The sequence below is a fragment of the Pseudomonas sp. ASL9 genome, assembly GCF_056680335.1.
In genome coordinates, this window is sequence record NZ_CM155277.1 from 4,530,109 (window position 1) to 4,551,098 (window position 20,990).

At 57.7% G+C, this 20,990-nt stretch carries 22 protein-coding genes; 20 read left to right on the forward strand and 2 right to left on the reverse strand.

The window, feature by feature from the left end; genetic code table 11:
• Positions 1 to 11 precede the first annotated feature (11 nt).
• The gene (locus AC1ME2_RS20965; protein ID WP_480436456.1) at positions 12 to 1,004 is read left to right on the forward strand and encodes a S49 family peptidase; all 993 of its coding nucleotides are present in this window, start codon (positions 12 to 14) and stop codon (positions 1,002 to 1,004) included.
• Between the two features lie 483 nt (positions 1,005 to 1,487).
• On the opposite strand, the gene AC1ME2_RS20970 is transcribed toward AC1ME2_RS20965, so the two are convergent.
• Positions 1,488 to 2,066, reverse strand: a complete 579-nt coding sequence (locus tag AC1ME2_RS20970) for a Maf family protein (protein WP_480436457.1) — start codon at positions 2,064 to 2,066, stop codon at positions 1,488 to 1,490.
• A gap of 106 nt (positions 2,067 to 2,172) precedes the next feature.
• Here AC1ME2_RS20970 and AC1ME2_RS20975 point away from each other — a divergent pair, with 106 nt between their 5' ends.
• The 13 genes from AC1ME2_RS20975 (at position 2,173) to AC1ME2_RS21035 (ending at position 12,449) form a co-directional block, all read left to right on the forward strand.
• Positions 2,173 to 2,700 carry a YceD family protein gene (locus AC1ME2_RS20975; RefSeq protein WP_480436459.1) on the forward strand — a complete coding sequence of 176 codons (528 nt, stop codon included), beginning with the start codon at positions 2,173 to 2,175 and terminating at the stop codon, positions 2,698 to 2,700.
• A 13-nt stretch (positions 2,701 to 2,713) separates the two neighbouring features.
• Positions 2,714 to 2,896: a 50S ribosomal protein L32 gene (rpmF, locus tag AC1ME2_RS20980; protein WP_003442519.1), complete on the forward strand. Its 183-nt coding sequence runs from the start codon at positions 2,714 to 2,716 to the stop codon at positions 2,894 to 2,896.
• 4 nt (positions 2,897 to 2,900) lie between these two features.
• Positions 2,901 to 3,908: a phosphate acyltransferase PlsX gene (gene plsX, locus AC1ME2_RS20985; protein WP_480436462.1), complete on the forward strand. Its 1,008-nt coding sequence runs from the start codon at positions 2,901 to 2,903 to the stop codon at positions 3,906 to 3,908.
• A gap of 146 nt (positions 3,909 to 4,054) precedes the next feature.
• The gene (gene fabD / locus AC1ME2_RS20990) at positions 4,055 to 4,993 is read left to right on the forward strand and encodes an ACP S-malonyltransferase (RefSeq protein ID WP_480436464.1); all 939 of its coding nucleotides are present in this window, start codon (positions 4,055 to 4,057) and stop codon (positions 4,991 to 4,993) included.
• A 15-nt stretch (positions 4,994 to 5,008) separates the two neighbouring features.
• The gene (fabG, locus tag AC1ME2_RS20995; protein ID WP_480436465.1) at positions 5,009 to 5,752 is read left to right on the forward strand and encodes a 3-oxoacyl-ACP reductase FabG; all 744 of its coding nucleotides are present in this window, start codon (positions 5,009 to 5,011) and stop codon (positions 5,750 to 5,752) included.
• Positions 5,753 to 5,945: 193 nt separating this feature from the next.
• A complete protein-coding gene (gene acpP, locus AC1ME2_RS21000; RefSeq protein WP_480436467.1) occupies positions 5,946 to 6,185 on the forward strand; it encodes an acyl carrier protein in 240 nt (79 codons plus the stop codon).
• Between the two features lie 108 nt (positions 6,186 to 6,293).
• Positions 6,294 to 7,538, forward strand: a complete 1,245-nt coding sequence (fabF, locus tag AC1ME2_RS21005) for a beta-ketoacyl-ACP synthase II (RefSeq protein ID WP_480436468.1) — start codon at positions 6,294 to 6,296, stop codon at positions 7,536 to 7,538.
• Entirely contained in the window at positions 7,538 to 8,353 is an 816-nt protein-coding gene (gene pabC, locus AC1ME2_RS21010) for an aminodeoxychorismate lyase (protein WP_480436470.1), read from the forward strand. The genes fabF and pabC overlap by 1 nt, the downstream gene beginning before the upstream one ends.
• Before the next feature lie 3 nt (positions 8,354 to 8,356).
• Positions 8,357 to 9,574 carry an endolytic transglycosylase MltG gene (gene mltG, locus AC1ME2_RS21015; RefSeq protein ID WP_480436471.1) on the forward strand — a complete coding sequence of 406 codons (1,218 nt, stop codon included), beginning with the start codon at positions 8,357 to 8,359 and terminating at the stop codon, positions 9,572 to 9,574.
• 19 nt (positions 9,575 to 9,593) lie between these two features.
• Positions 9,594 to 10,226, forward strand: a complete 633-nt coding sequence (tmk, locus tag AC1ME2_RS21020; protein ID WP_480436473.1) for a dTMP kinase — start codon at positions 9,594 to 9,596, stop codon at positions 10,224 to 10,226.
• Positions 10,219 to 11,205 (forward strand): DNA polymerase III subunit delta', encoded by a 987-nt coding sequence (locus tag AC1ME2_RS21025; RefSeq protein ID WP_480436476.1) that lies wholly within the window; start codon positions 10,219 to 10,221, stop codon positions 11,203 to 11,205. The genes tmk and AC1ME2_RS21025 overlap by 8 nt, the downstream gene beginning before the upstream one ends.
• 88 nt (positions 11,206 to 11,293) lie before the next feature.
• Positions 11,294 to 11,650 carry a PilZ domain-containing protein gene (locus tag AC1ME2_RS21030; RefSeq protein WP_480436477.1) on the forward strand — a complete coding sequence of 119 codons (357 nt, stop codon included), beginning with the start codon at positions 11,294 to 11,296 and terminating at the stop codon, positions 11,648 to 11,650.
• 13 nt (positions 11,651 to 11,663) lie between these two features.
• Positions 11,664 to 12,449, forward strand: coding sequence for a TatD family hydrolase (locus AC1ME2_RS21035; protein ID WP_480436479.1), 786 nt, complete (start codon positions 11,664 to 11,666; stop codon positions 12,447 to 12,449).
• 238 nt (positions 12,450 to 12,687) lie between these two features.
• Here the strand turns inward: AC1ME2_RS21035 and AC1ME2_RS21040 are convergent, their stop codons facing one another.
• On the reverse strand, positions 12,688 to 13,821 hold the full coding sequence (locus AC1ME2_RS21040) for an aminotransferase class V-fold PLP-dependent enzyme (protein WP_480436481.1): 1,134 nt from the start codon (positions 13,819 to 13,821) through the stop codon (positions 12,688 to 12,690).
• A gap of 78 nt (positions 13,822 to 13,899) precedes the next feature.
• Here AC1ME2_RS21040 and AC1ME2_RS21045 point away from each other — a divergent pair, with 78 nt between their 5' ends.
• From AC1ME2_RS21045 to AC1ME2_RS21070, 6 genes are all read left to right on the forward strand, one after another.
• Entirely contained in the window at positions 13,900 to 14,544 is a 645-nt protein-coding gene (locus AC1ME2_RS21045; protein ID WP_480436483.1) for a TetR/AcrR family transcriptional regulator, read from the forward strand.
• Positions 14,545 to 14,679: 135 nt separating this feature from the next.
• Positions 14,680 to 15,648 (forward strand): GTP 3',8-cyclase MoaA, encoded by a 969-nt coding sequence (locus AC1ME2_RS21050; protein WP_480436486.1) that lies wholly within the window; start codon positions 14,680 to 14,682, stop codon positions 15,646 to 15,648.
• Positions 15,649 to 15,775: 127 nt separating this feature from the next.
• Positions 15,776 to 16,378: a DUF4823 domain-containing protein gene (locus AC1ME2_RS21055; protein ID WP_480436488.1), complete on the forward strand. Its 603-nt coding sequence runs from the start codon at positions 15,776 to 15,778 to the stop codon at positions 16,376 to 16,378.
• 10 nt (positions 16,379 to 16,388) lie between these two features.
• Positions 16,389 to 16,949 (forward strand): DUF1285 domain-containing protein, encoded by a 561-nt coding sequence (locus AC1ME2_RS21060; protein ID WP_480436490.1) that lies wholly within the window; start codon positions 16,389 to 16,391, stop codon positions 16,947 to 16,949.
• 106 nt (positions 16,950 to 17,055) lie between these two features.
• Positions 17,056 to 18,066, forward strand: coding sequence for an aspartate-semialdehyde dehydrogenase (locus tag AC1ME2_RS21065; protein ID WP_480436491.1), 1,011 nt, complete (start codon positions 17,056 to 17,058; stop codon positions 18,064 to 18,066).
• A gap of 88 nt (positions 18,067 to 18,154) precedes the next feature.
• Positions 18,155 to 20,923 (forward strand): motility hub landmark protein FimV, encoded by a 2,769-nt coding sequence (locus tag AC1ME2_RS21070; protein WP_480436493.1) that lies wholly within the window; start codon positions 18,155 to 18,157, stop codon positions 20,921 to 20,923.
• Positions 20,924 to 20,990 lie beyond the last annotated feature (67 nt).

Here is a 20,990-nt window from a genome sequence, read left to right on the forward strand (position 1 = left end):
GGTGATTGAACATGTCGGACGAATGGAAAGGCAGTGAGGCTGAAGTAACGGGCAGCAACGCTGATGACAAAAGCTGGAAGCTGCTGGAAAAGACCTTGCTGGCCGGTGTGCAAGAACAGCGACGTTCGCGGCGCTGGGGTATCTTCTTCAAACTGCTGACGTTTGCTTATCTTGTCGGTGCGTTGTTGTTGTTTACACCGTTGATGGACTTCGAAAAAAGTGCGTCTCGCAGTGACAGTCACACTGCGTTGATCGAAGTGCAGGGCATGATTGCAGACAAGGAAGCGGCCAGTGCCGATAACATCGTCGGCAGTCTGCGCGCGGCATTTGACGACGCCAAGACCAAAGGCGTGATTCTGCGCATCAACAGCCCTGGCGGCAGTCCGGTACAGTCCGGTTACATCTATGACGAAATACGCCGTCTGCGCGCCGAGAAGCCGAACATCAAGGTTTACGCAGTTATCACTGATCTCGGCGCTTCCGGTGCCTACTACATCGCCAGTGCCGCCGATCAGATCTATGCCGACAAGGCGAGTCTGGTGGGCTCTATTGGGGTGACGGCGGCTACTTTTGGCTTCGTCGGGACCATGGACAAGCTGGGCGTGGATCGCCGTACCTACACGTCGGGGGAGCACAAAGCATTCCTTGACCCGTTCCAACCGCAGAAGGCCGACGAAACCGAGTTCTGGCAGGGCGTGCTGGACACCACTCATCGCCAGTTCATCGCCAGCGTCAAGCAGGGCCGTGGCGATCGCCTGAAGGATAAAGACCATCCCGAGTTGTTCTCCGGATTGGTCTGGACGGGCGAGCAAGCGTTGCCATTGGGCCTGATCGATGGTCTGGGCAGTGCCAGCTACGTTGCGCGCGAGATAATCGGCGAGAAAGAGATCGTCGATTACACCATCGAAGACTCTGCGTTTGATCGCTTCTCCAAGAAGCTGGGGGTCAGCATGGCAAACCAGTTAGCGATGTGGATGGGCTTTCAGGGGCCGTCGTTGCGCTAATAAAGGCAGTGATCTGTACACAGAAACCCGGCCATTGGTCGGGTTTTTGCGTGTGTGGTGATCAGTGGCAGTGTGTCAGCTGAGCCGCCTTCGCGAACAAGTTCGCTCCTACAGGGATCTTGATTGGTCTTTGGTTTTTGTGTGAATTGACTGTCAAATTACGGTAAGGCCCCGTTTCCAGAAGGCCGAGCGCAGGCGTTGCGCAGGGGGGGGGTACGAGGCAAGGATGCCGAGTTAGCCGCACGGGGCCAGGGACGGCCCCTTGCGGCGACCCCCGGAGCAACGCCGGAGCGAGGATCCGTATGGCGGGGCAAGCGTTTTGGGGTACCTTTTAGTGGTCCGGCATTCCGGCGTTTGTAAAAGGTTCCTCGCTGTAAGAGCGAAACCGTAATTCCAGCACACCAAAATGCCGGATATACACATCAAGATCAGTGCCAACATATTGTTTTTAAAAGATTAAAAAGCACAGGAGGTCTGTGAGCATCAGGGGATTTGCACGCCTTCCACGAGCAGCATGTCGATCAGGCGAATCAATGGCAGGCCGATCAGGCTGGTAGCGTCGCTGCCTTCGGTGCTGCGAAACAGGCTTACACCCAACCCTTCGGCCTTGAAGCTCCCTGCGCAATCATAGGGCTGCTCGGCGCGCAGGTAGCGTTCGAGGCTGGCTTGATCCAGATCGCGCATGTGCACGGTAAACGGGACGCAATCGACCTGGCAGTGGCCTGTGCGGCTGTTGAGCAGCGCCAGGCCGGTCAGGAACGTCACGCTTGCGCCGCTGGCGGCAGACAATTGCTCTAGAGCACGCTCGAACGTGTGGGGCTTGCCGAGGATCTGACCATTGAGGACTGCGACCTGGTCCGACCCAATGATCAGATGGTCAGGGTAGCTGTTGGCGAGCGCCTGCGCCTTCTCTCGAGCCAGGCGCTGAACCAGTTCGATCGCGGGTTCTTCAGGTCGGCGGTTTTCATCGATATCAGGTGCGTAGCAGGTGAACGGCACGCGCAGGCGGGCGAGCAATTCGCGGCGGTAGGGTGAGCTGGATGCGAGTAGCAGAGGTGGCATGCTGTTCTCCAAAAGATGAAAGGTCATTCTAATCAGCACCTAAGGTGGCGCACAGGCCTGAATTTCCTTTGACAGAGGGAGGGCTCGTCCCTAGAATGCTGCGCCTATGTTGAATGACCCGATTCCACCTCACGTTGACCCGCGCAAATTAGCTGATCGTGGCACTACTCTTCAGGGAGAAGTACCGCTGGCTGATTTGGAGAGACTCTGCGACCCGCTTTCCGATAACCTCGGTACGGTGCAGGCGAAATTTGTTTTTGAGCGCGACGAGCGCAGATCTGTGGTCATCCACAGTTCCATCGACGTCGAAGTCAAAATGGTTTGCCAGCGTTGTCTTGAGCTGGTCACCCTGCCGATCCACAGCGAATGCAGTTACGCTGTGGTGAAAGAGGGTGCGAATACCCAGTCGTTACCGAAAGGTTATGACGTGCTGGAACTGGGCGAAGATCCATTGGATCTGCTGGCATTGATCGAGGAGGAGCTTTTGCTCGCCTTGCCCATTGTGCCTGCTCATCATCCGGAAGAATGCCAGCAGCCGGCGGACCTTAACGAGTCCGAGCCGAGCGTGGACGAGGTAACGCGGTCCAACCCGTTCAGTGTATTGGCGCAGTTAAAGCGTGACCCAAACGTTTAGGAGTTAATCAATTATGGCTGTTCAGCAGAACAAAAAATCCCGCTCTGCCCGTGACATGCGTCGTTCCCACGATGCTCTTTCGGCAAGCACTCTGTCTGTAGAAAAAACCACAGGTGAAATTCACCTGCGTCACCACGTATCGCCGGAAGGTGTTTACCGTGGTCGTAAAGTGATCGATAAAGGCGCTGACGAGTAATTTCTTGTCCGCTTCGATCATCGCGATTGACGCAATGGGTGGGGACTCCGGTCCCCGCAGCATTGTGCAGGCCAGTATTGCTTGTTTGGCCGCTACACCCTCGCTACACCTGACCCTCGTCGGTCAAGCCCCTCTCCTTGAAGAATTGATTGCCCGCCATTCTGGTGTGGATCGCTCACGTCTGCGTGTTGTAAATGCTGACGAAGTGATTGCCATGGACGAGCGTCCCTCACAGGCCCTGCGCGGCAAGCCCGATTCGTCGATGCGTGTGGCGCTGGGTTTACTGGCCTCTGGTCAGGTGCAGGCGTGTGTCAGCGCGGGTAATACCGGGGCGCTGATGGCGCTGTCGCGCTTCGTGCTCAAGACCTTGCCGGGCATCGATCGCCCCGCCATGATTGCAGCCATCCCCACTCAGCGCGGTTATTGCCAGTTGCTGGACCTGGGGGCGAATGTCGATTGCAGCGCCGAAAACCTCTATCAGTTCGCTGTGATGGGGGCGGTCGCGGCTGAGGCGTTGGGTGTTCCCCAGCCTCGGGTGGCGTTGCTCAATATTGGCACCGAGGATATTAAGGGCAATCAGCAGGTCAAGCTGGCAGCCGCTCTGCTTCAGGCTGCGCGGGGTTTGAACTATATCGGTTTCGTCGAGGGCGATGGTGTGTACCGTGGCGAGGCTGATGTGGTGGTGTGCGACGGTTTTGTCGGTAATATCCTGCTCAAGTCCAGCGAAGGATTGGCGACTATGATCGGTGATCGGATCGAATCGCTGTTCAAGCAGAGCGTGTTTACAAGGGCGGTAGGTGCGTTGGCGCTGCCCATGCTCAAGCGTTTGCGGGCCGACCTAGCGCCTGCTCGGCATAATGGCGCGAGCTTTTTGGGCTTGCAGGGTATTGTCGTGAAAAGTCATGGTGCTGCGGGTGTGCAAGGCTTCCAGAGTGCGATCCAGCGGGCTTTGATCGAGATTCAGGAGAACTTGCCGCAACGCTTGGGTGGACGCCTGGAGGAGCTGCTTTAGGCTGTCTCTGGGGGTGATTCGCGCAAATGTGACGCTCGTGACCGGTCAGTCATCCAACTGTCCATCACTAATACTTAATTTTGAGTTTTTGCGCCTGGCGTGGTCAGGCGTCAATTTTCGACGACAAATCATTAGGGGCTTGTTCAATGTCTGCATCCCTCGCATTCGTCTTTCCGGGTCAAGGATCGCAGTCCCTCGGCATGCTTGCCGAACAGGGCGCCCAGCATAGGCTGATCCTCGATACCTTCAGTGAAGCTTCCGAAGCCCTGGGTTACGACCTTTGGGCGCTGACCCAGCAAGGGCCGGAAGAGCAACTCAATCAAACCGATAAAACCCAGCCTGCGATTCTGACGGCCTCCGTTGCGCTGTGGCGCCTGTGGTTGGCTGAAAGCACGCTGCGCCCTGCGTATGTCGCCGGACACAGTCTGGGCGAGTACAGTGCGCTGGTGGCCGCAGGCAGCCTGACCTTGAAAGATGCGGTCAAGCTGGTTGAACGTCGTGGTCAGTTGATGCAGCAGGCTGTGCCGGCGGGTCAGGGCGGTATGGCCGCCATTCTGGGGCTGGACGATGCCGAGGTGTTGGCCGCTTGCGCCGAGGCCGCCCAAGGCGATGTCGTCAGCGCGGTGAATTTCAACTCGCCGGGCCAAGTGGTCATCGCAGGCTCCGCTGCCGCCGTCGAGCGGGCCATCGAGGCCTGCAAGGCCCGTGGCGCCAAACGTGCATTGCCATTGCCGGTCAGTGTGCCGTCGCATTGCGAATTGATGCGTCCGGCCGCCGAGCGCTTCGCTGAGGCCATCGAGGGGATTGCCTGGCAAGCGCCGCAGATCAAGCTGGTACAAAATGTCAGTGCGTCGGCGGTGGCGGATCTTGATACCCTCAAGCGCGATCTGTTAGAGCAGTTGTACAAGCCTGTGCGTTGGGTCGAGTCTATCCAGTTCCTTGCAGCCCATGGCGCGACTCGGTTGGTCGAGTGCGGGCCCGGTAAAGTGCTGGCTGGTTTGAACAAGCGCTGCGCCGAAGGCGTAACGACCTACAACCTTAATACCCCAGATGCCTTCGCCGCCACCCGTGCGGCATTAGCCTGATTAGGAGAAGCTTGCATGAGCCTGCAAGGTAAAGTTGCACTGGTCACCGGTGCGAGCCGCGGTATTGGCCAAGCCATTGCCCTTGAATTGGGACGTAACGGTGCGATCGTGGTCGGGACGGCAACGTCCGAGTCTGGCGCCGAGCGTATCAGCGCGACCTTCAAGGAAAATGGCATTGAAGGTTTCGGGCTGGCGCTCGATGTCTGCAACGATGCGTCGGTCAGCGCGACACTGGCATTGATTCAAGAGCGCGTTGGTGCGCCGTTGATCCTGGTCAATAACGCCGGTATCACCCGTGACAACCTGATGATGCGAATGAAAGATGACGAATGGCATGACGTTGTCGACACCAACCTGAACAGTCTATTTCGGCTGTCCAAGGGTGTTTTGCGCGGCATGACCAAGGCCCGTTGGGGTCGAATCATCAGTATTGGGTCGGTAGTGGGTGCCATGGGCAACGCAGGCCAAGTAAACTACGCAGCCGCAAAGGCTGGTCTGGAAGGTTTCAGCCGCGCCCTGGCCCGTGAAGTCGGTTCGCGTGCGGTCACCGTGAACGCGGTTGCACCCGGTTTTATCGATACTGATATGACCCGCGAGCTGCCAGAAGCGCAACGTCAGTCGTTGATTACCCAGATTCCTTTGGGACGTTTGGGGCAGGCGCAAGAGATCGCGCACGTGGTCGCTTTTCTTGCATCTGAAGGTGCCGGCTACGTTACCGGGGCTACAATCCCGGTGAATGGCGGCATGTACATGAGTTAAATGTGACGGGTTGCTTCAAAAAAATGTCATACGACCGGTCTAAAATCCGTTATAAAGCTGCAATCTATTAATAGGCGGAAGGCGGGTGTGGTTACAGGGGATGAGCATTGAGCTTGAAATGCGCAAAACCTCTTCGATACACTTACCCACCGGCCAGCTGCCTGAATTTGTCCACTAGGAGTTAAAACAAGGTATGAGCACCATCGAAGAGCGCGTCAAGAAAATCGTTATGGAGCAACTTGGCGTCAAAGCAGAGGAAGTGACAAACGCTGCTTCTTTCGTTGAAGACCTGGGCGCTGACTCCCTTGATACCGTGGAGCTGGTGATGGCTCTGGAAGAGGAATTCGAGACCGAAATCCCTGACGAAGAAGCCGAAAAAATCACTACCGTTCAAGCAGCCATCGACTACGTTACTAGCCACGACGCAAAATAGTTTGTAGTTGTCGCTTGCTGTCGGGAAAAACCGCACTGCCATCATCGGCGTGCGGTTTTTTCTTTAGATGTGATGTAAAGAGTCGTCAACAGATTAAAGGAGAGTGCTGTGTCGCGTAGACGCGTCGTAGTCACCGGTATGGGTATGTTGTCGCCACTGGGCACGGACGTTCCGAGTTCTTGGCAGGGCATTCTGGCTGGTCGCAGTGGCATTGGTCTGATCGAACACACGGACCTTTCGGCCTTTACCACCCGTTTTGGCGGCTCGGTAAAAGGCTTCAACGTCGAGGAGTATCTGGCGCCCAAAGAGGCCCGGCGTCTCGACCTTTTCATTCAGTACGGTTTGGCCGCGAGCTTTCAGGCCGTGCGTAACTCCGGGCTTGAAGTGACCGACGCTAACCGTGATCGCATTGGCGTTGCCATGGGTGCGGGTATCGGTGGCTTGACCAATATCGAGAACAACGCCCGCTCGTTGCATGAGCAAGGACCGGGGCGGATTTCTCCGTTTTTTGTACCGGGCTCGATTATCAATATGATTTCCGGCTTCCTGTCGATCCATCTGGGTGCACAGGGGCCTAACTACGCCATCGCAACCGCTTGCTCCACGGGCACCCATTGCATTGGCATGGCTGCACGCAACATTGCCTACGGTGAAGCCGACGTGATGATCGCCGGGGGCGCGGAAATGGCCGCCTGCGGTCTGGGTATGGGTGGCTTTGGTGCCGCGCGGGCGCTGTCTACCCGCAATGACGACCCTGCCCGGGCAAGCCGTCCGTGGGACAAAGGCCGTGATGGTTTCGTTTTGTCCGACGGCGCCGGAGCCTTGGTGCTTGAAGAACTGGAGCACGCCAAGGCGCGTGGCGCGACCATCTATGCCGAGCTGATCGGCTTTGGTATGAGCGGTGACGCTTATCACATGACCTCGCCACCTGAAGATGGTGCCGGTGCCGCACGTTGCATTGCCAATGCGCTGCGTGACGCCAGGATCAACGTTGATGAAGTGCAGCACATCAACGCTCACGGCACGTCGACCCTGGCGGGCGATTTGGCCGAAGCATCGGCGATCAAGACCGTCTTTGGCGACCATGCCTACAAGCTGGCCATCACGTCGACCAAATCGATGACCGGTCACTTGCTCGGTGCTGCTGGAGCCGTCGAGGCGATTTTCAGCATTCTGGCCATCAATGGCCAGGTCGCGCCGCCGACGATCAACCTTGATGAGCCGGGCGAAGGCTGTGATCTGGACTTCGTCCCGCACGAAGCTCGAAGCATGCCCATCGATGTCGTGCTCTCCAACTCCTTCGGATTTGGTGGTACCAATGGGTCACTGGTGTTCCGTCGGTACGCTGATTGATGCCAAGTTGGATCAATGGTCGTCCAGCTGACACCCTGCCCGTCACGGATAGGGGGCTGGCTTACGGTGATGGTTTATTTGAAACCATCGCCGTCAAGGCGGGACAGCCTTTGTTGTTTGAGCGTCATCTGCAACGCTTGGCATCAGGTTGCAGTCGATTGGCTATTGCGGCGGATCAGACCTTGATCCGCGGCGAATTGCTGGCGTTTGCTGCGCAGTTGGGCGAGGGCGTGATGAAGCTGATTCTCACCCGTGGCGACAGCGTGCGCGGTTACGCACCCCCCCCCATGGCCAAGCCACGGCGCATCCTTCAGGGTAGCCCGGCGCCAGCCTATCCCGCGGCTCATGCCGATCTGGGTGTTTGCCTGTTTCAATGCCTCACCCGTTTATCTGAACAACCGCTGCTGGCCGGGCTTAAGCACCTGAACCGGCTCGAGCAGGTGCTCGCACGCAGTGAATGGCAGGATAGTGCGTACGCTGAAGGGCTTATGTGCGATACCTCCGGGCGGATTATTGAGGGCGTGTACAGCAATGTGTTTCTGATCAAGGACGGTGTGCTGTTGACCGCTGATCTGAGCCGTTGCGGCGTGGCCGGAGTGATGCGCGCCGAACTACTGGCTCAAGCTCGGGCGCTGGGTATCAGCACTGAAGAGCGCGACCTCCAGAGGGTCGACCTGGAGCAAGCGGATGAGGTTTTCCTGTGCAACAGTGTTTACGGCGTGTGGCCCGTGCGAGGGTTTGCACTGCTGAACTGGCCGGTTGGTCCGCTCACCCGTAAACTGCAGGATATTGCTCGTGCGCTTCTGGATGTTTGATTAGTGATTCGTAAATTTTTTGTGCTGCTCGAAGGTTGTCTGGTCCTCGCAGGGCTCCTGCTGGGCCTGTCCCTGTGGCAACAGGATGCAGCGCTCAAGCAGCCCTTGAACCTGACTCAGGAACAGTTGCTCGACGTTCCCGCAGGCTCCACGCCCACCGGCGTGCTTAATCGTTTGCAGACCGACGGTGTGCTCAAGGATACCTTCTGGCTGCGTCTTTACTGGCGCTTCAACCTGTCTGGGCAATCGTTTCACAGCGGTGAATACCGCATGACACCCGGAATGAATGCCAAGGCGCTGCTGGGAATGTGGCAGCGCGGTGAAGTGGTGCAGTACAGCCTGACACTGGTCGAGGGCTGGAATTTCCGCCAGGTTCGTGCGGCCTTGGCCAAGCAGGTCAAGCTTGATCAAACCCTGGCCAAGCTGAGTGACACGGAATTGATGGCCAAACTTGGCCATGCCGATGTATTTCCCGAAGGTCGTTTTTTCCCTGATACCTATCGTTACGTGCGCGGCATGAGCGACGTCGACTTGCTCAAGCAGGCCTATAACCGTCTGGATGAAGTCTTGGCGGAGGAGTGGACCAAGCGTGCGGCGGACGTGCCTTACACCGAGCCATATCAGGCGCTGATCATGGCATCGCTGGTGGAGAAGGAAACTGGCGTGCCTCAGGAGCGTGCGCAGATCGCGGGTGTTTTTGTCCGGCGCTTGCAGATCGGTATGCTGTTGCAGACTGATCCGACTGTGATCTATGGCCTTGGCGAGCGTTACAACGGCAAGCTGACCCGGGCCTACCTGAAAGAGCCGACACCCTATAACACTTATGTCATCTCGGGTTTGCCGCCGACACCGATCTCGTCGGTGGGGCGCGAAGCCATCCATGCCGCGCTCAATCCGGTGTCTGGCAGCAGCTTGTATTTCGTTGCGCGGGGCGACGGCAGTCACGTTTTTTCTGCCGATCTGGATGCACATAACAACGCTGTTCGCGAGTTTCAGCTCAAGCGGCGGGCGGACTATCGTTCCAGTCCGGCGCCTGTTGCAGCCCCGGCAACCGCGCCAACACCCGAGTTGGAGGTCGCACCTGCACCTGCACCTGCACTTTTACCTTTACCGGCTCCTGCTCCCGCTCCAACTCCCGAGCCGGAGGTCGTTCCCGCTCCTGTTCCTGTTCCCGCACCCACGGCTGCTTCGGATGAAAAAGGCGAGCAGGGCCCGCAATGAATTTGATTAAGGACTGCCTGTGACTGGCTTGTTTATTACCCTGGAAGGTCCGGAAGGCGCCGGTAAAAGCACCAACCGTGAATACCTGGCCGACCGCCTGCGCGCCCACGGCATCGATGTCGTGTTGACCCGGGAGCCGGGTGGTACGCCGTTGGCTGAGCGGATTCGCGAGCTGTTATTGGCGCCCAGCGATGAGCCGATGAACGCCGATACCGAGCTGTTGTTGGTATTTGCTGCCAGAGCCCAGCATCTGGCTGAAGTCATTCGTCCTGCACTGGCTCGCGGAGCGGTGGTGCTGTGCGATCGGTTCACGGATGCGACCTATGCCTATCAAGGGGGGGGGCGGGGTTTGTCCCAGGAGCGAATCGCCACCCTGGAAAATTTTGTTCAGGGCGATCTGCGTCCCGACCTGACCCTGGTGTTCGACCTGCCGGTGGAAATCGGTCTGGCGCGCGCCACCGCCCGTGGCCGGCTTGATCGTTTCGAGCAGGAAGGCCGGACGTTTTTCGACGCCGTGCGCAGCACCTACCTTGAGCGTGCCGCCGCCAGTCCTGAGCGCTACCGTCTGGTGAACGCTGCATTGTCGTTGTCAGACGTTCAGCAATCGCTTGATGGCTTGCTGCCCGAGTTGCTGGAGCTTCAACGTGGCTGAGGCCTACCCTTGGCAGGAAAGTCTTTGGCAGCAACTGGCTGGGCGTAGCCAGCACGCGCATGCTTATTTGCTTCACGGGCCGGCGGGGATCGGCAAGCGTGCACTGGCGGAGCGTCTGATGGCTCGCTTGTTGTGCCAACGCCCTCAAGGGCTGGATGCCTGTGGTCAGTGCAAGTCCTGCTTGCTGCTGGTGGCTGGCAGCCACCCGGATAATTACGTGCTGGAGCCGGAAGAGGCGGACAAGGCGATCAAGGTCGATCAGGTCCGCGATTTGGTCAGCTTTGTCGTACAGACCGCGCACATGGGGGGGCGCAAGGTGGTGTTGATCGAACCCGCCGAATCGATGAACGTCAACGCCGCCAACGCATTGCTCAAAAGCCTCGAAGAGCCTTCGGGCAATACCGTACTGCTATTGGTCAGTCATCAGCCGAGCCGATTGCTGCCCACCGTCAAAAGCCGTTGCGTGCAACAGGCCTGCCCGCTGCCCAGTGAGGCGATGAGCCTGGACTGGCTGGCCAGCGCGTTGCCTGATTGCGCAGAGGACGAACGTTTCGAATTGCTGACGCTGGCTGCGGGTTCCCCATTGGCGGCGGTCAGCTTGCATGCCCAGGGCGTACGGGAGCAGCGGGCGCTGGTGGTGGACGGTGTGAAAAAACTGCTCAAACACCAGCAATCACCGACTCAGCTGGCTGAAGGCTGGAAAGATATTCCTCTGTTGTTGCTGTTTGACTGGTTTTGCGACTGGTCATACCTGATTCTGCGCTATCAGCTGACTCAGGATGAAGCGGGCCTTGGTTTGGGTGATATGCGTAAGGTGCTGCAATACCTGGCGCAGAAATCCACCCAGGGCAAAGTGCTCGATATTCAGGATTGGGTGCTGGCCCAACGTCAGAAAGTCATGTCCAAGGCCAACCTTAACCGCGTGTTGTTGCTCGAAGCGTTGTTGGTGCAGTGGGCAGGCTTGCCCGGACAGGGTTAGACTCTAGGGTCTGTTGACGTTTGGTGACGCGGTTCGCCACCAAACGTCAACAGACCCTATTATTCGGATCACGCCATCAGGAGTTGTAATGAACTTGCCGCTGAGTCCAGGCCCACGGAATGGTATTTTGTCCCTGACTATCAAGGACAAATCCGTGCTGTACGCTGCCTATATGCCGTTCATCAAAAATGGTGGCCTGTTCATCCCGACCAGCAAAAGCTACAAGCTGGGTGACGAGGTGTTCATGTTGCTCAACCTGATGGACGAGCCGGAAAAGATCCCGGTGACAGGTAAGGTCTCCTGGATCACGCCCAAGGGTGCCCAGGGTAATCGGGCTGCCGGGGTCGGCGTGCAGTTCAATGACGGTGATAACACTGCCCGTAACAAGATTGAAACGTACCTGGCCGGAGCCCTGAAATCCGACCGGCCCACCCACACCATGTAGTTGCTATCTCGCCATGCTTGTAGATTCCCATTGCCACCTCGACCGTCTCGATCTCGCTGAACATGCAGGTTCACTCGACGCTGCGCTCGATGCTGCGCGGGCGCGTGGTGTCGGGCATTTTTTGTGCATCGGTGTCAGCGCCGAGAATGCAGGTGCAGTCAAAGCCCTGGCCGAGCGTTATGACGATGTGGATTGTTCGGTGGGTATACATCCGCTGGACCTGCAACCGGGTGTGGCGCCAGCGCTGGACTGGTTGCTGGACGAGTTGAATCACCCGCGCGTGGTGGCGATTGGCGAGACGGGGCTTGATTATCACTACGAGCCAGAGGCTGCCGAGCTTCAGCAGCAATCGTTTCGCCTGCACCTGGAAGCGGCCAACCTCACGGGTAAGCCGGTCATTGTGCATACCCGCGGCGCTCGCGCCGACACCCTGAACCTGCTGCGAGAAGCTGCGTTGCCACAAGGGGGTGTGCTGCACTGCTTCACCGAAGATTGGGAGATGGCCAGGGCAGCGCTGGATCTGGGGTTTTATATCTCATTGTCCGGGATCGTCACCTTCCGTAATGCTGATGCGTTGCGAGACGTCGCGCGTCAGGTGCCCGCTGATCGATTGCTGGTGGAAACCGACTCGCCCTATCTGGCGCCGATCCCTTATCGAGGCAAGCCCAACCTTCCGCAATACGTGCGGGAAGTAGCAGAGTTTCTGGCGATGTTGCGCGGTGAGTCCTACGAGCGCTTTGCCGAAAAGACTACTGAAAACTTCATGCGTCTGTTCCCTTTGGCGCACGTGAAGCGCTAGGCGCTGTTTGTTTTGAGTGGTTTTTGGGGCAAAAAAAACCCGGCTTCTGGGGGGGGAAGCCGGGTTAAGACCATTAGGAGTAAAACAAAGGTGCGTTGTCCATTGGCACCTTTATCAGCGCGTCACTTGGGGGAGATGTCACGCCAACACCTTAAGTATTGGTCATGATTGGCCGGCGTCCAGCCGGATCTGCTCATTTTTTAAACAGATTTGGAATACCTTCGCTTCGGTTGAGTTCTCAATGAGCTGCCAGCTTGCGCACGATAGCTAATGTCTCTTCGATTACCCGCGATTCAGTATAAAAATGCGGCGAAAACCTGACGCCAGGTCCACGCTGAACGCAAACCACCTGTTCCTGTTTAAGGTGCTCGAACACGTGGGCGTTCGCCACGCCATCCAGGCTGAAACTCAGAATGCCCGCACGTCGATCAGGATGTATGGGCGTGTGCAGGCGGGCGCCGGGAATGGCACTCAGCCCTTCTTCCAGCCAGAGGATACGTTCCGCTATTGCTTTGCCAACCTCGTCCATACCGACTTCTTCGAGCAGAGACAGGCTGGCTTCCAGCGCCATGGTGCCAAGCATGTTCGGGCTGCCACATTCAAAGCGGCGGGCCGATAAGGCGGGCTCCCATGTGGTGCGGTTGTAGTCACCCATATGCTCAAGCATATGCCAACCAAACTCACTCAGTTTCAGCTGTGGCCGCAACGCGCTACGGCAATAAAACACGCCCAGGCCTTCCGGGCCCAGCAGCCACTTATGGCCGTCTGCCATGGCGAAGTCACATTGGCTGGCCTGAACATCAAAGGGCAGGGCGCCTAGCTGCTGAATCGCATCAATGCAGAACAGCACGTTGCGTTGTTTGCAGCCCTGGCCCAAGTGTTCAAGATCCAGGCGCAAGCCCGAAGCGTATTGCACCGCGCTGATCGACAACAGTCGTGTGCGAGGTCCGCAGGCGGCGAGCAGCGCTGCTTCCGGGTTTTCGCTTTTGAGGCTGACCTGGATGACTTCGACGCCTTTTGGCGCTAGCGCCTCCCAGACGATGCGGTTGGACGGAAACTCTTCGTCGCTGATGACTATTTGGTCGCCGGCTTTCCAGTCCAGTCCAAAAGCAACGAACGAGAGTGCTTCCGACGTATTTTTGACCAGGGCAATGTCATCGGTCGAAGGTGCGTTCAGCAGGCGCATCAAGCGTTCACGCAAGCGCTGCTCTACCACCATCCAGTCCGGATAATCCCGTGCACCCAGTAAAACGTTCTCCTGAGCGAAGCGGCTGACTGCGGTTGCTGTGCGTTTCGGCCAGGGAGCCACCGCGGCATGGTTCAAATATCGCAGGCCCGGGGCCTGTGCAAATTCATCAAGAAACGTAGACATGGTCGGATGATCCGTGCAATTTGGCGCAAGTTAGGCATAATACGCGGCTTCGATTTTGACCCCTACAGACCTTTTCTCATGCAAAAAGAACCTCGTAAGGTCCGTGAGTTTCGTCGCCGCGAGCAAGAAATTCTCGATACCGCGCTAAAGCTGTTCCTCGATCAAGGTGAAGACAGTGTCACCGTCGAGATGATCGCTGATGCCGTGGGTATCGGCAAAGGCACCATCTATAAACACTTCAAGTCCAAGGCAGAGATTTACCTGCGCTTGATGCTCGACTATGAGCGCGATTTGAACGAGTTGCTCCACTCTGCCGACGTCGACAAGGATAAGGAAGCTTTATCCCGCGCCTATTTCGAGTTCCGCATGCGTGATCCACAGCGCTACCGGTTGTTCGATCGTCTGGAAGAAAAAGTGGTCAGGGGCAGCCATGTGCCGGAAATGGTCGAGGAGTTGCACGGGATTCGGGCGTCGAACTTTGAGCGTCTGACCCTGTTGATCAAGGGCCGGATCAGCGAGGGCAAGCTCGAAGACGTGCCGCCTTATTTCCATTACTGCGCTTCCTGGGCGCTGGTGCACGGTGCGGTGGCGCTCTATCACTCGCCGTTCTGGAGCAACGTAATCGAAGATCAGGAAGGTTTCTTTCAGTTCCTGATGGATATCGGTGTGCGCATGGGCAACAAGCGCAAGCGTGATACCGATACTATTCCGCCAGGCATCTGAGGTATTCGGTGGCGTTATAGCGACAGGTAGTGAATGCCGGGGCGACAGAGCAGGAATATACTTGGATCTGGGGCTTGCTAAAACTTGATTTTTTAGTCAGGTTTCACAGGTCTAATACCTTAGCCGGAGCCGTTCATGATCGTTGACCGTCAAGGCAGGCGTTTTCGCAATTTGCGAATCAGCCTGACTTCAGCCTGCAACTATGCGTGTACCTACTGTGTGCCCAACGGCAAACGACTGGTTGCCGCGCAGGATGAGTTGTCGGCCGATGCCATGGCGCGTGGCGTAACCTATCTGATCGAGGCCGCAGGCATCGAGCGTCTGCGCATTACCGGCGGTGAGCCGCTGGTGAGCCCGAAGCTGGAAGCCTTCATGCGTCAGGTCGGGCAACTGGGTCTGGCCGAAATCAGTCTGACCACCAATGGTCAATTACTCGCTCGCAAGCTGCCATTGCTGGTCGATGCCGGTATTCGCCGGATCAACGTCTCCCTTGATACCCTCGACCCTGCGGCCTTCCGCAAGATCGCCCGTGGCGGTGATCTGGCCACTGTGCTGGACGGCATGGATCAGGCACGCGCTGCCGGGATCAAAATCAAAGTCAATATGGTGCCGCTGCGTGGGCAAAACCTGGATCAGGTGATGCCGTTGCTCGACTACTGCCTGGAGCGAGGCTATGAGCTGCGCTTCATTGAGTTGATGCGCATGGGGCATCTGGCCAGCGATTCGAATGCCTTCCTGCAGCAGTTCGTCAGCTTGCAGCAATTACTGGCATTGGTCGGCGAGCATTATGAGTACCTGCAGGCCGACGCGCCCGTGGATGCCACTGCTGTTCGGTATCAAATTCCCAACCATGGTTTTTTCGGCGTGATCGCCAACGAAAGCGTGCCGTTCTGCCGTACCTGCTCACGCTTGCGCCTCTCTTCCACAGGCTGGTTGCACGGTTGCCTGTCCTCCAGTAACCGCCACTACGTCGGTGACTTGCTGGATAAACCGCGCCATGAAGCCTTGCCAGCGCTCCAGCGATTGCTGGTCAAAGCCTTGGGCGACAAGCAGGAAGTCGCGTTTTCCGGCGGCGCCACGATCATGAAAATCATCGGCGGCTAAACACAGCACCTCCCGGTATCTGGCGCATCACCCTCGAGTGTTGTTGCTCTCACTGTGTCTCATGGCGCGGAAGCTGCATTGGGTGCGCATTCGCCGGTTTTCCGTCACTGGCACCTGGGAGAGCATGATGCGTAGTCTGGTTTTGCTACTGACGCTGCTGGCGTTGAGTGGCTGCATGAGTATCAGTGACATGGGGCAGGGCACTCATGATCAGTTGAGTGATGCGGGCTTGCTTGATCATAGCGACACGAGTCGGGCCAACAATCGGCGTTTGCAGGCAGACTCCTTCATTTATATCGCCCAAGGCTCATTCGTTCCGCCCGGCAACGCCTATCCGCGGCCCAATGTCGTGGCCGAAGAAGCCTTTAACGGCTTTGTCGAATACTTCCCAATGGTTCGTCGGGCAAAAGCGCCAATGGGCCTGGATGCGGCCCTGAACGAAGCGCGTGCGGCGGGTGCGAACTACTTGCTGTACACCCGCTTCGCCAAAGCTGACGACCGGATTGGTAACAGCGATGACTGGGCCGACCAGCAAGCGTTGGATCGGCTGGGGGTCGACAGTGGTGTGATTCAACTGATGGTGATTGAAACCAACACCCGCTATTTGGTTGATACCGCACGGATTCACATGCGCGGCGGATTGCTGACGCTGCACAACACCAAGCCCGAGGATTTGCTTGGTCCACCCTTAGAGGACTACGCTCGCAGTCTGTTAGGCGTGAGCCGTTAAGGAGAAGCGCATGAGCGGTCCGGGCAAGGCCAACGATTTATTCGCGCAGATCCCCAAGTCGAAGGGGCTGCCGCCTGTTCACCTATGGAATCCCGATTTTTGCGGCGATATAGATATGCGTATTGCCCGTGACGGCACGTGGTATTACCTCGGCACGCCCATCGGGCGTAAACCGATGGTGCGCCTGTTTTCCACGATCATGCGCCGTGACGGCGACGATTACTTTCTGATTACCCCCGTAGAGAAAGTCCGGATCAAGGTGGATGACGCGCCCTTCGTCGCTGTCAGTCTTGAGGTGGAAGGTGAGGGCGAAGATCAGCGCTTGCGCTTCATCACCAATGTCGAGGACCAGGCCGAGGCGGGGCCCGAGCATCCAATACGGGTAGAAACTGATCCGCTGACCCAGGAGCCGGCGCCCTACATTCATGTGCGGGTCAATCTGGAAGCGCTGATTCATCGCAATGTGTTCTATCAATTGGTCGATCTGGCGGTCACGCGAGAAATCGACGGGCAGCGTTGGTTGGGCGTATGGAGTGGTGGCATATTTTTTCGAATCGGGTTGGAACCCTGAAATTGACTGTCAGTCGGATTAAACCTGTCTCTGCTCTTGAGGTTAATTGCCTGTCAGTACCTCGACGGTTAAAGTGCCGCTCCCCGTTTTTGCTTGAGGTTTTTGCATGACACAGTCCTTTGATATTGCCGTGATCGGCGCCACCGGTACTGTGGGCGAAACCCTGGTCCAGATTCTTGAAGATCGCGAGTTCCCGGTGGCGGGTCTGCACCTGCTGGCGAGCATCGAATCGGCTGGCCATTCGGTGCCATTCAAGGGCAAGAATGTGCGCGTGCGTGAAGTGGATGAATTCGATTTCAGCAAAGTCCAGTTGGCTTTTTTTGCCGCCGGCCCGGCCATTACCCGCAGCTATGCGGCCCGGGCAACTGCGGCCGGTTGCACGGTGATCGACCTGTCTGGCGGTTTGCCGGTCGAGCAGGCGCCCAACATTGTCCCGGAAATCAATGCAGCCCTGATTGGTACGCTGAAAAAGCCGTATCAAATTGCCAGCCCCAGTCCATCTGCTGCGGCGTTGGCCGTGGTGATTGCGCCGTTGCGCGAGCTGCTTGAAATTCTGCGGATTAACGTCACTGCCTGCCTCGCGGTGTCCAGTCAAGGCCGCGAAGGTGTGGCGGAGCTGGCTCGGCAAACCGCTGAACTGCTTAACGTGCGACCGATGGAACCGCGTTTTTTTGATCGGCAGATGGCCTTCAATGTTCTGGCTCAGGTGGGTACGCCGGACGCCCAAGGTCATGTCCCTTTGGAGAAGCGCCTGGTCGCCGAGCTGCGTGAGTTGCTTGCGGTGCCTGCACTCAAGGTGTGCGCTACCTGCATTCAGGTCCCGGTATTTTTTGGTGATAGCTTTAGTGTTTCGCTGCAGCTGTCGGGCGCGGTCGATGTTGCTGCAGTCAACGCTAGGCTGGAGGCTGCGCCGGGCGTTGAACTGGTCGAGGCGGGGGATTACCCCACTGCGGTCGGCGATGCCGTTGGCCAGGATGTCGTCTATGTAGGGCGCGTGCGGGCGGGGATTGACGACCCTGCGGAACTTAATCTGTGGATCACGTCTGATAATGTGCGTAAGGGTGCAGCGTTGAACGCTGTGCAAGTAGCTGAATTGTTGATAAAAGATCTTGTGTAAAAGATACTTGGCAACAATTCAAGAGTCATTTTAGCTTGCAGACTTTACCTTCTCGGTTGCCGAGGAATATTCAAACAAGGGATGGGCTATGGTTCAGGTTCGCAAACTGGTATTAGCAATCGCTGCCGCTTCGGCGCTGTCATCTGGTATGGCGCATGCGTTGGGGCTCGGGGAGCTGACTCTGAAGTCGACCTTGAACCAGCCTCTGGTTGCCGAGATCGAGCTCCTCGATGCGCATGGTCTGAATGCAGGGCAGGTTGTGCCGAGTTTGGCGACGTCCGCTGACTTCTCCCAGGCGGGCGTTGATCGACAAGCATTTCTCAATGATCTGACGTTTACCCCTGTGCTGAATGCCAGCGGGAAAAGCGTTCTGCGGATCACGTCGAGCAAACCGATCCGCGATCCCTACATGAAATTCCTTGTGCAAGTGCTCTGGCCCAACGGCCGGTTGCTGCGCGAATACAGCCTGTTGCTCGATCCGCCGAAGGCTGCACCGGAGGCCGCCGCTGCTGCGCAACTCCCGGCTACTGCGCCCGTCGAGCCCCAAGCGCTGCCCGAAACGCCGCCTGTTCCAGTGGAGATGCCCGCGCCGACGCCCGTCGCGGAGGCTAAATCTGCTCAATACACCACTAGCAAGCGCGATACGCTGTGGGAAATAGCCGCCCGCGTACGCAGTGGTGGTTCGGTTCAGCAGACCATGCTGGCCATTCAAGCGCTGAACCCGGATGCGTTTATCGGTGGCAACATCAATCGGATGAAAACCGGCCAAGTGTTGCGCCTTCCCGATCAGCAACAAATCACCACGCTCCCTCAGCCGCAGGCCGTTGCTCAGGTCGCTGAGCAAAATACCGCCTGGCGTCAGCGGCGCAGTTTGCCCGCAGCAAAGCGTCAGGTAGATGCGACCCGTCGCGATCGTGCCGGTGCTGCGCCTTCGAAGGTTGACGTGCAGGATAACTTGAGCCTGGTCGCGGGCCATTCCAAGGCGGATGGCAAAGGTACTTCCGGTGATAGCAAAGCGCTCAACAGTAAGCTGGCCGTAGCCAAGGAAAGCCTCGATACCTCTCGTCGTGACAATGCAGAGCTGAAAAGCCGCATGAGCGACTTGCAAAGTCAGTTGGACAAGCTGCAACGCTTGATCCAGCTGAAAAACGATCAGTTGGCCAAAATGCAGGCTCAGGGTGCGACTGCGGGTACGGTTCCGCCGATGCCTGCCGAACTGCTCGCGACTCCGTCGGCCGAGATTGCCGCAAAGGTTCCGGGTGAGGTCGCGCCCGAAGACGTTCTGCCACCTGCTGCCGCGCAAGCCAGCGCAGCGCCGGCTGCGGAACCGATCGCTCCTGCGCCTGCGGCGCCCGCACAAGAGGAAAACACAGAAAATCCGCTGAATAAATTGCTTGCCAGCCCGCTGCTGTTGGGGTTAGTGGGTGGCGGCGCGCTATTGATTGTGCTGCTGTTGCTGCTGTTCCTGGCTCGACGTCGCAATGCTCAGCAAGCGACTGACAAACATATGCGCATGGCCCGGGCGCTGGCTGAAGAGTCCGAGTTTGCTGTCGACATGGATTTGCCCGAAGACAGTTTCGACGGCATCGATGTTCCGCCGCCAAGTGTCAAGCTGGCGTCAGCGCCAGTGCCCGCGCCGATCATCGAACCGGTGCGTGAACGGCCGACTGATGTACTGGATCAGGCGAATATTCATGTCGCCAACGGTCGTCTCAATCAGGCTGCCGAGCTTCTGGAACAGGCCATCAAGGAAGAGCCGCAACGCAGCGAGCTACGCCTGAAACTGATGGAGATTTACGCTGAGCAAGGTGATCGCGGTCGCTTTACTGGCGAGGAACGCAAGTTGGTGGCCACCGGCCAAAATCACGCTGAAGTCGAACAACTTAAAAGTCGCTATCCCTCGATGGTGGTGGTGGCTGCTGCAGGTTTGGGCGCAGCGGCCTTGGCGGCAGAACTCGACGCCAAATACGTCAAGGATTTGATGCTCGATGAACCTGAGGCTCCTGCTCCGGCGGTTGTCCCAGCGCCTGCACCTGCTCCTGCTCAAATCCCTGCGCCTGTCGCGGAATCCAATGAGTTGGATGATTTCGACAACGATTTCGACTTAAGTCTGGATGATCTGGAAGAAGCCTCGCCTGCGATCATCAAAAATCCTGTCGAACCGGCACTCGATGTTCCGCAGCTCGAGGATGAGCCTCATTTGGGCGACGAACTGAGCGTCGATGCGCCTTTGGCTGCCGAAGCGTTGGACGATGATGAGCTGAGTTTTGAAACCGTATTGCGGCAGCAGGCGGAAGCCAAGCAAAGCACACCCGATGATTTGGCGGATTTCGACCTGGATCTCTCGGAAGAGCAGCCCTCGTTGAATGCCGAGGACGATTTCCTGCTCAGCCTCAAAGAAGATCTGCACGATCTTCCCGCTTTTGATACCGCACCGATCCTCGATCAGCCGGTCGTCGACAAGTCGCCTGCGGATGATTTGGAATTGCCTGATGATTTCGATCTGTCTTTGGCAGATGAAATAGACGCCGAGGCCGCACCCGAGGCCTTCGCTTCGGAACTCGATGACGTGAACGCTGAGCTGGATCGTCTGTCCCAGAGCCTTGAGCAGCCACCGATGGCCAAGCCGTTCGAAGCGCCAAGCAAAACCGCAAAAAACGCCGTGGCTGCGGACGACGAACCTGAGTTCGACTTCCTGGCCGGAACGGATGAGGCCGCGACCAAGCTTGATCTGGCCAGGGCTTACATCGAAATGGGCGACAGCGACGGCGCTCGCGACATTCTCGATGAAGTGGTTGGCGAAGGTGATGAAGGCCAGAAAACCGAAGCGCGGGAGATGCTGACGCGGTTGGCCTGACCTGATACTCGTGACTTGATCGCATGACGACCGCCTTTGCGGTCGTTTGCGTTTCTGATGCCCGAAC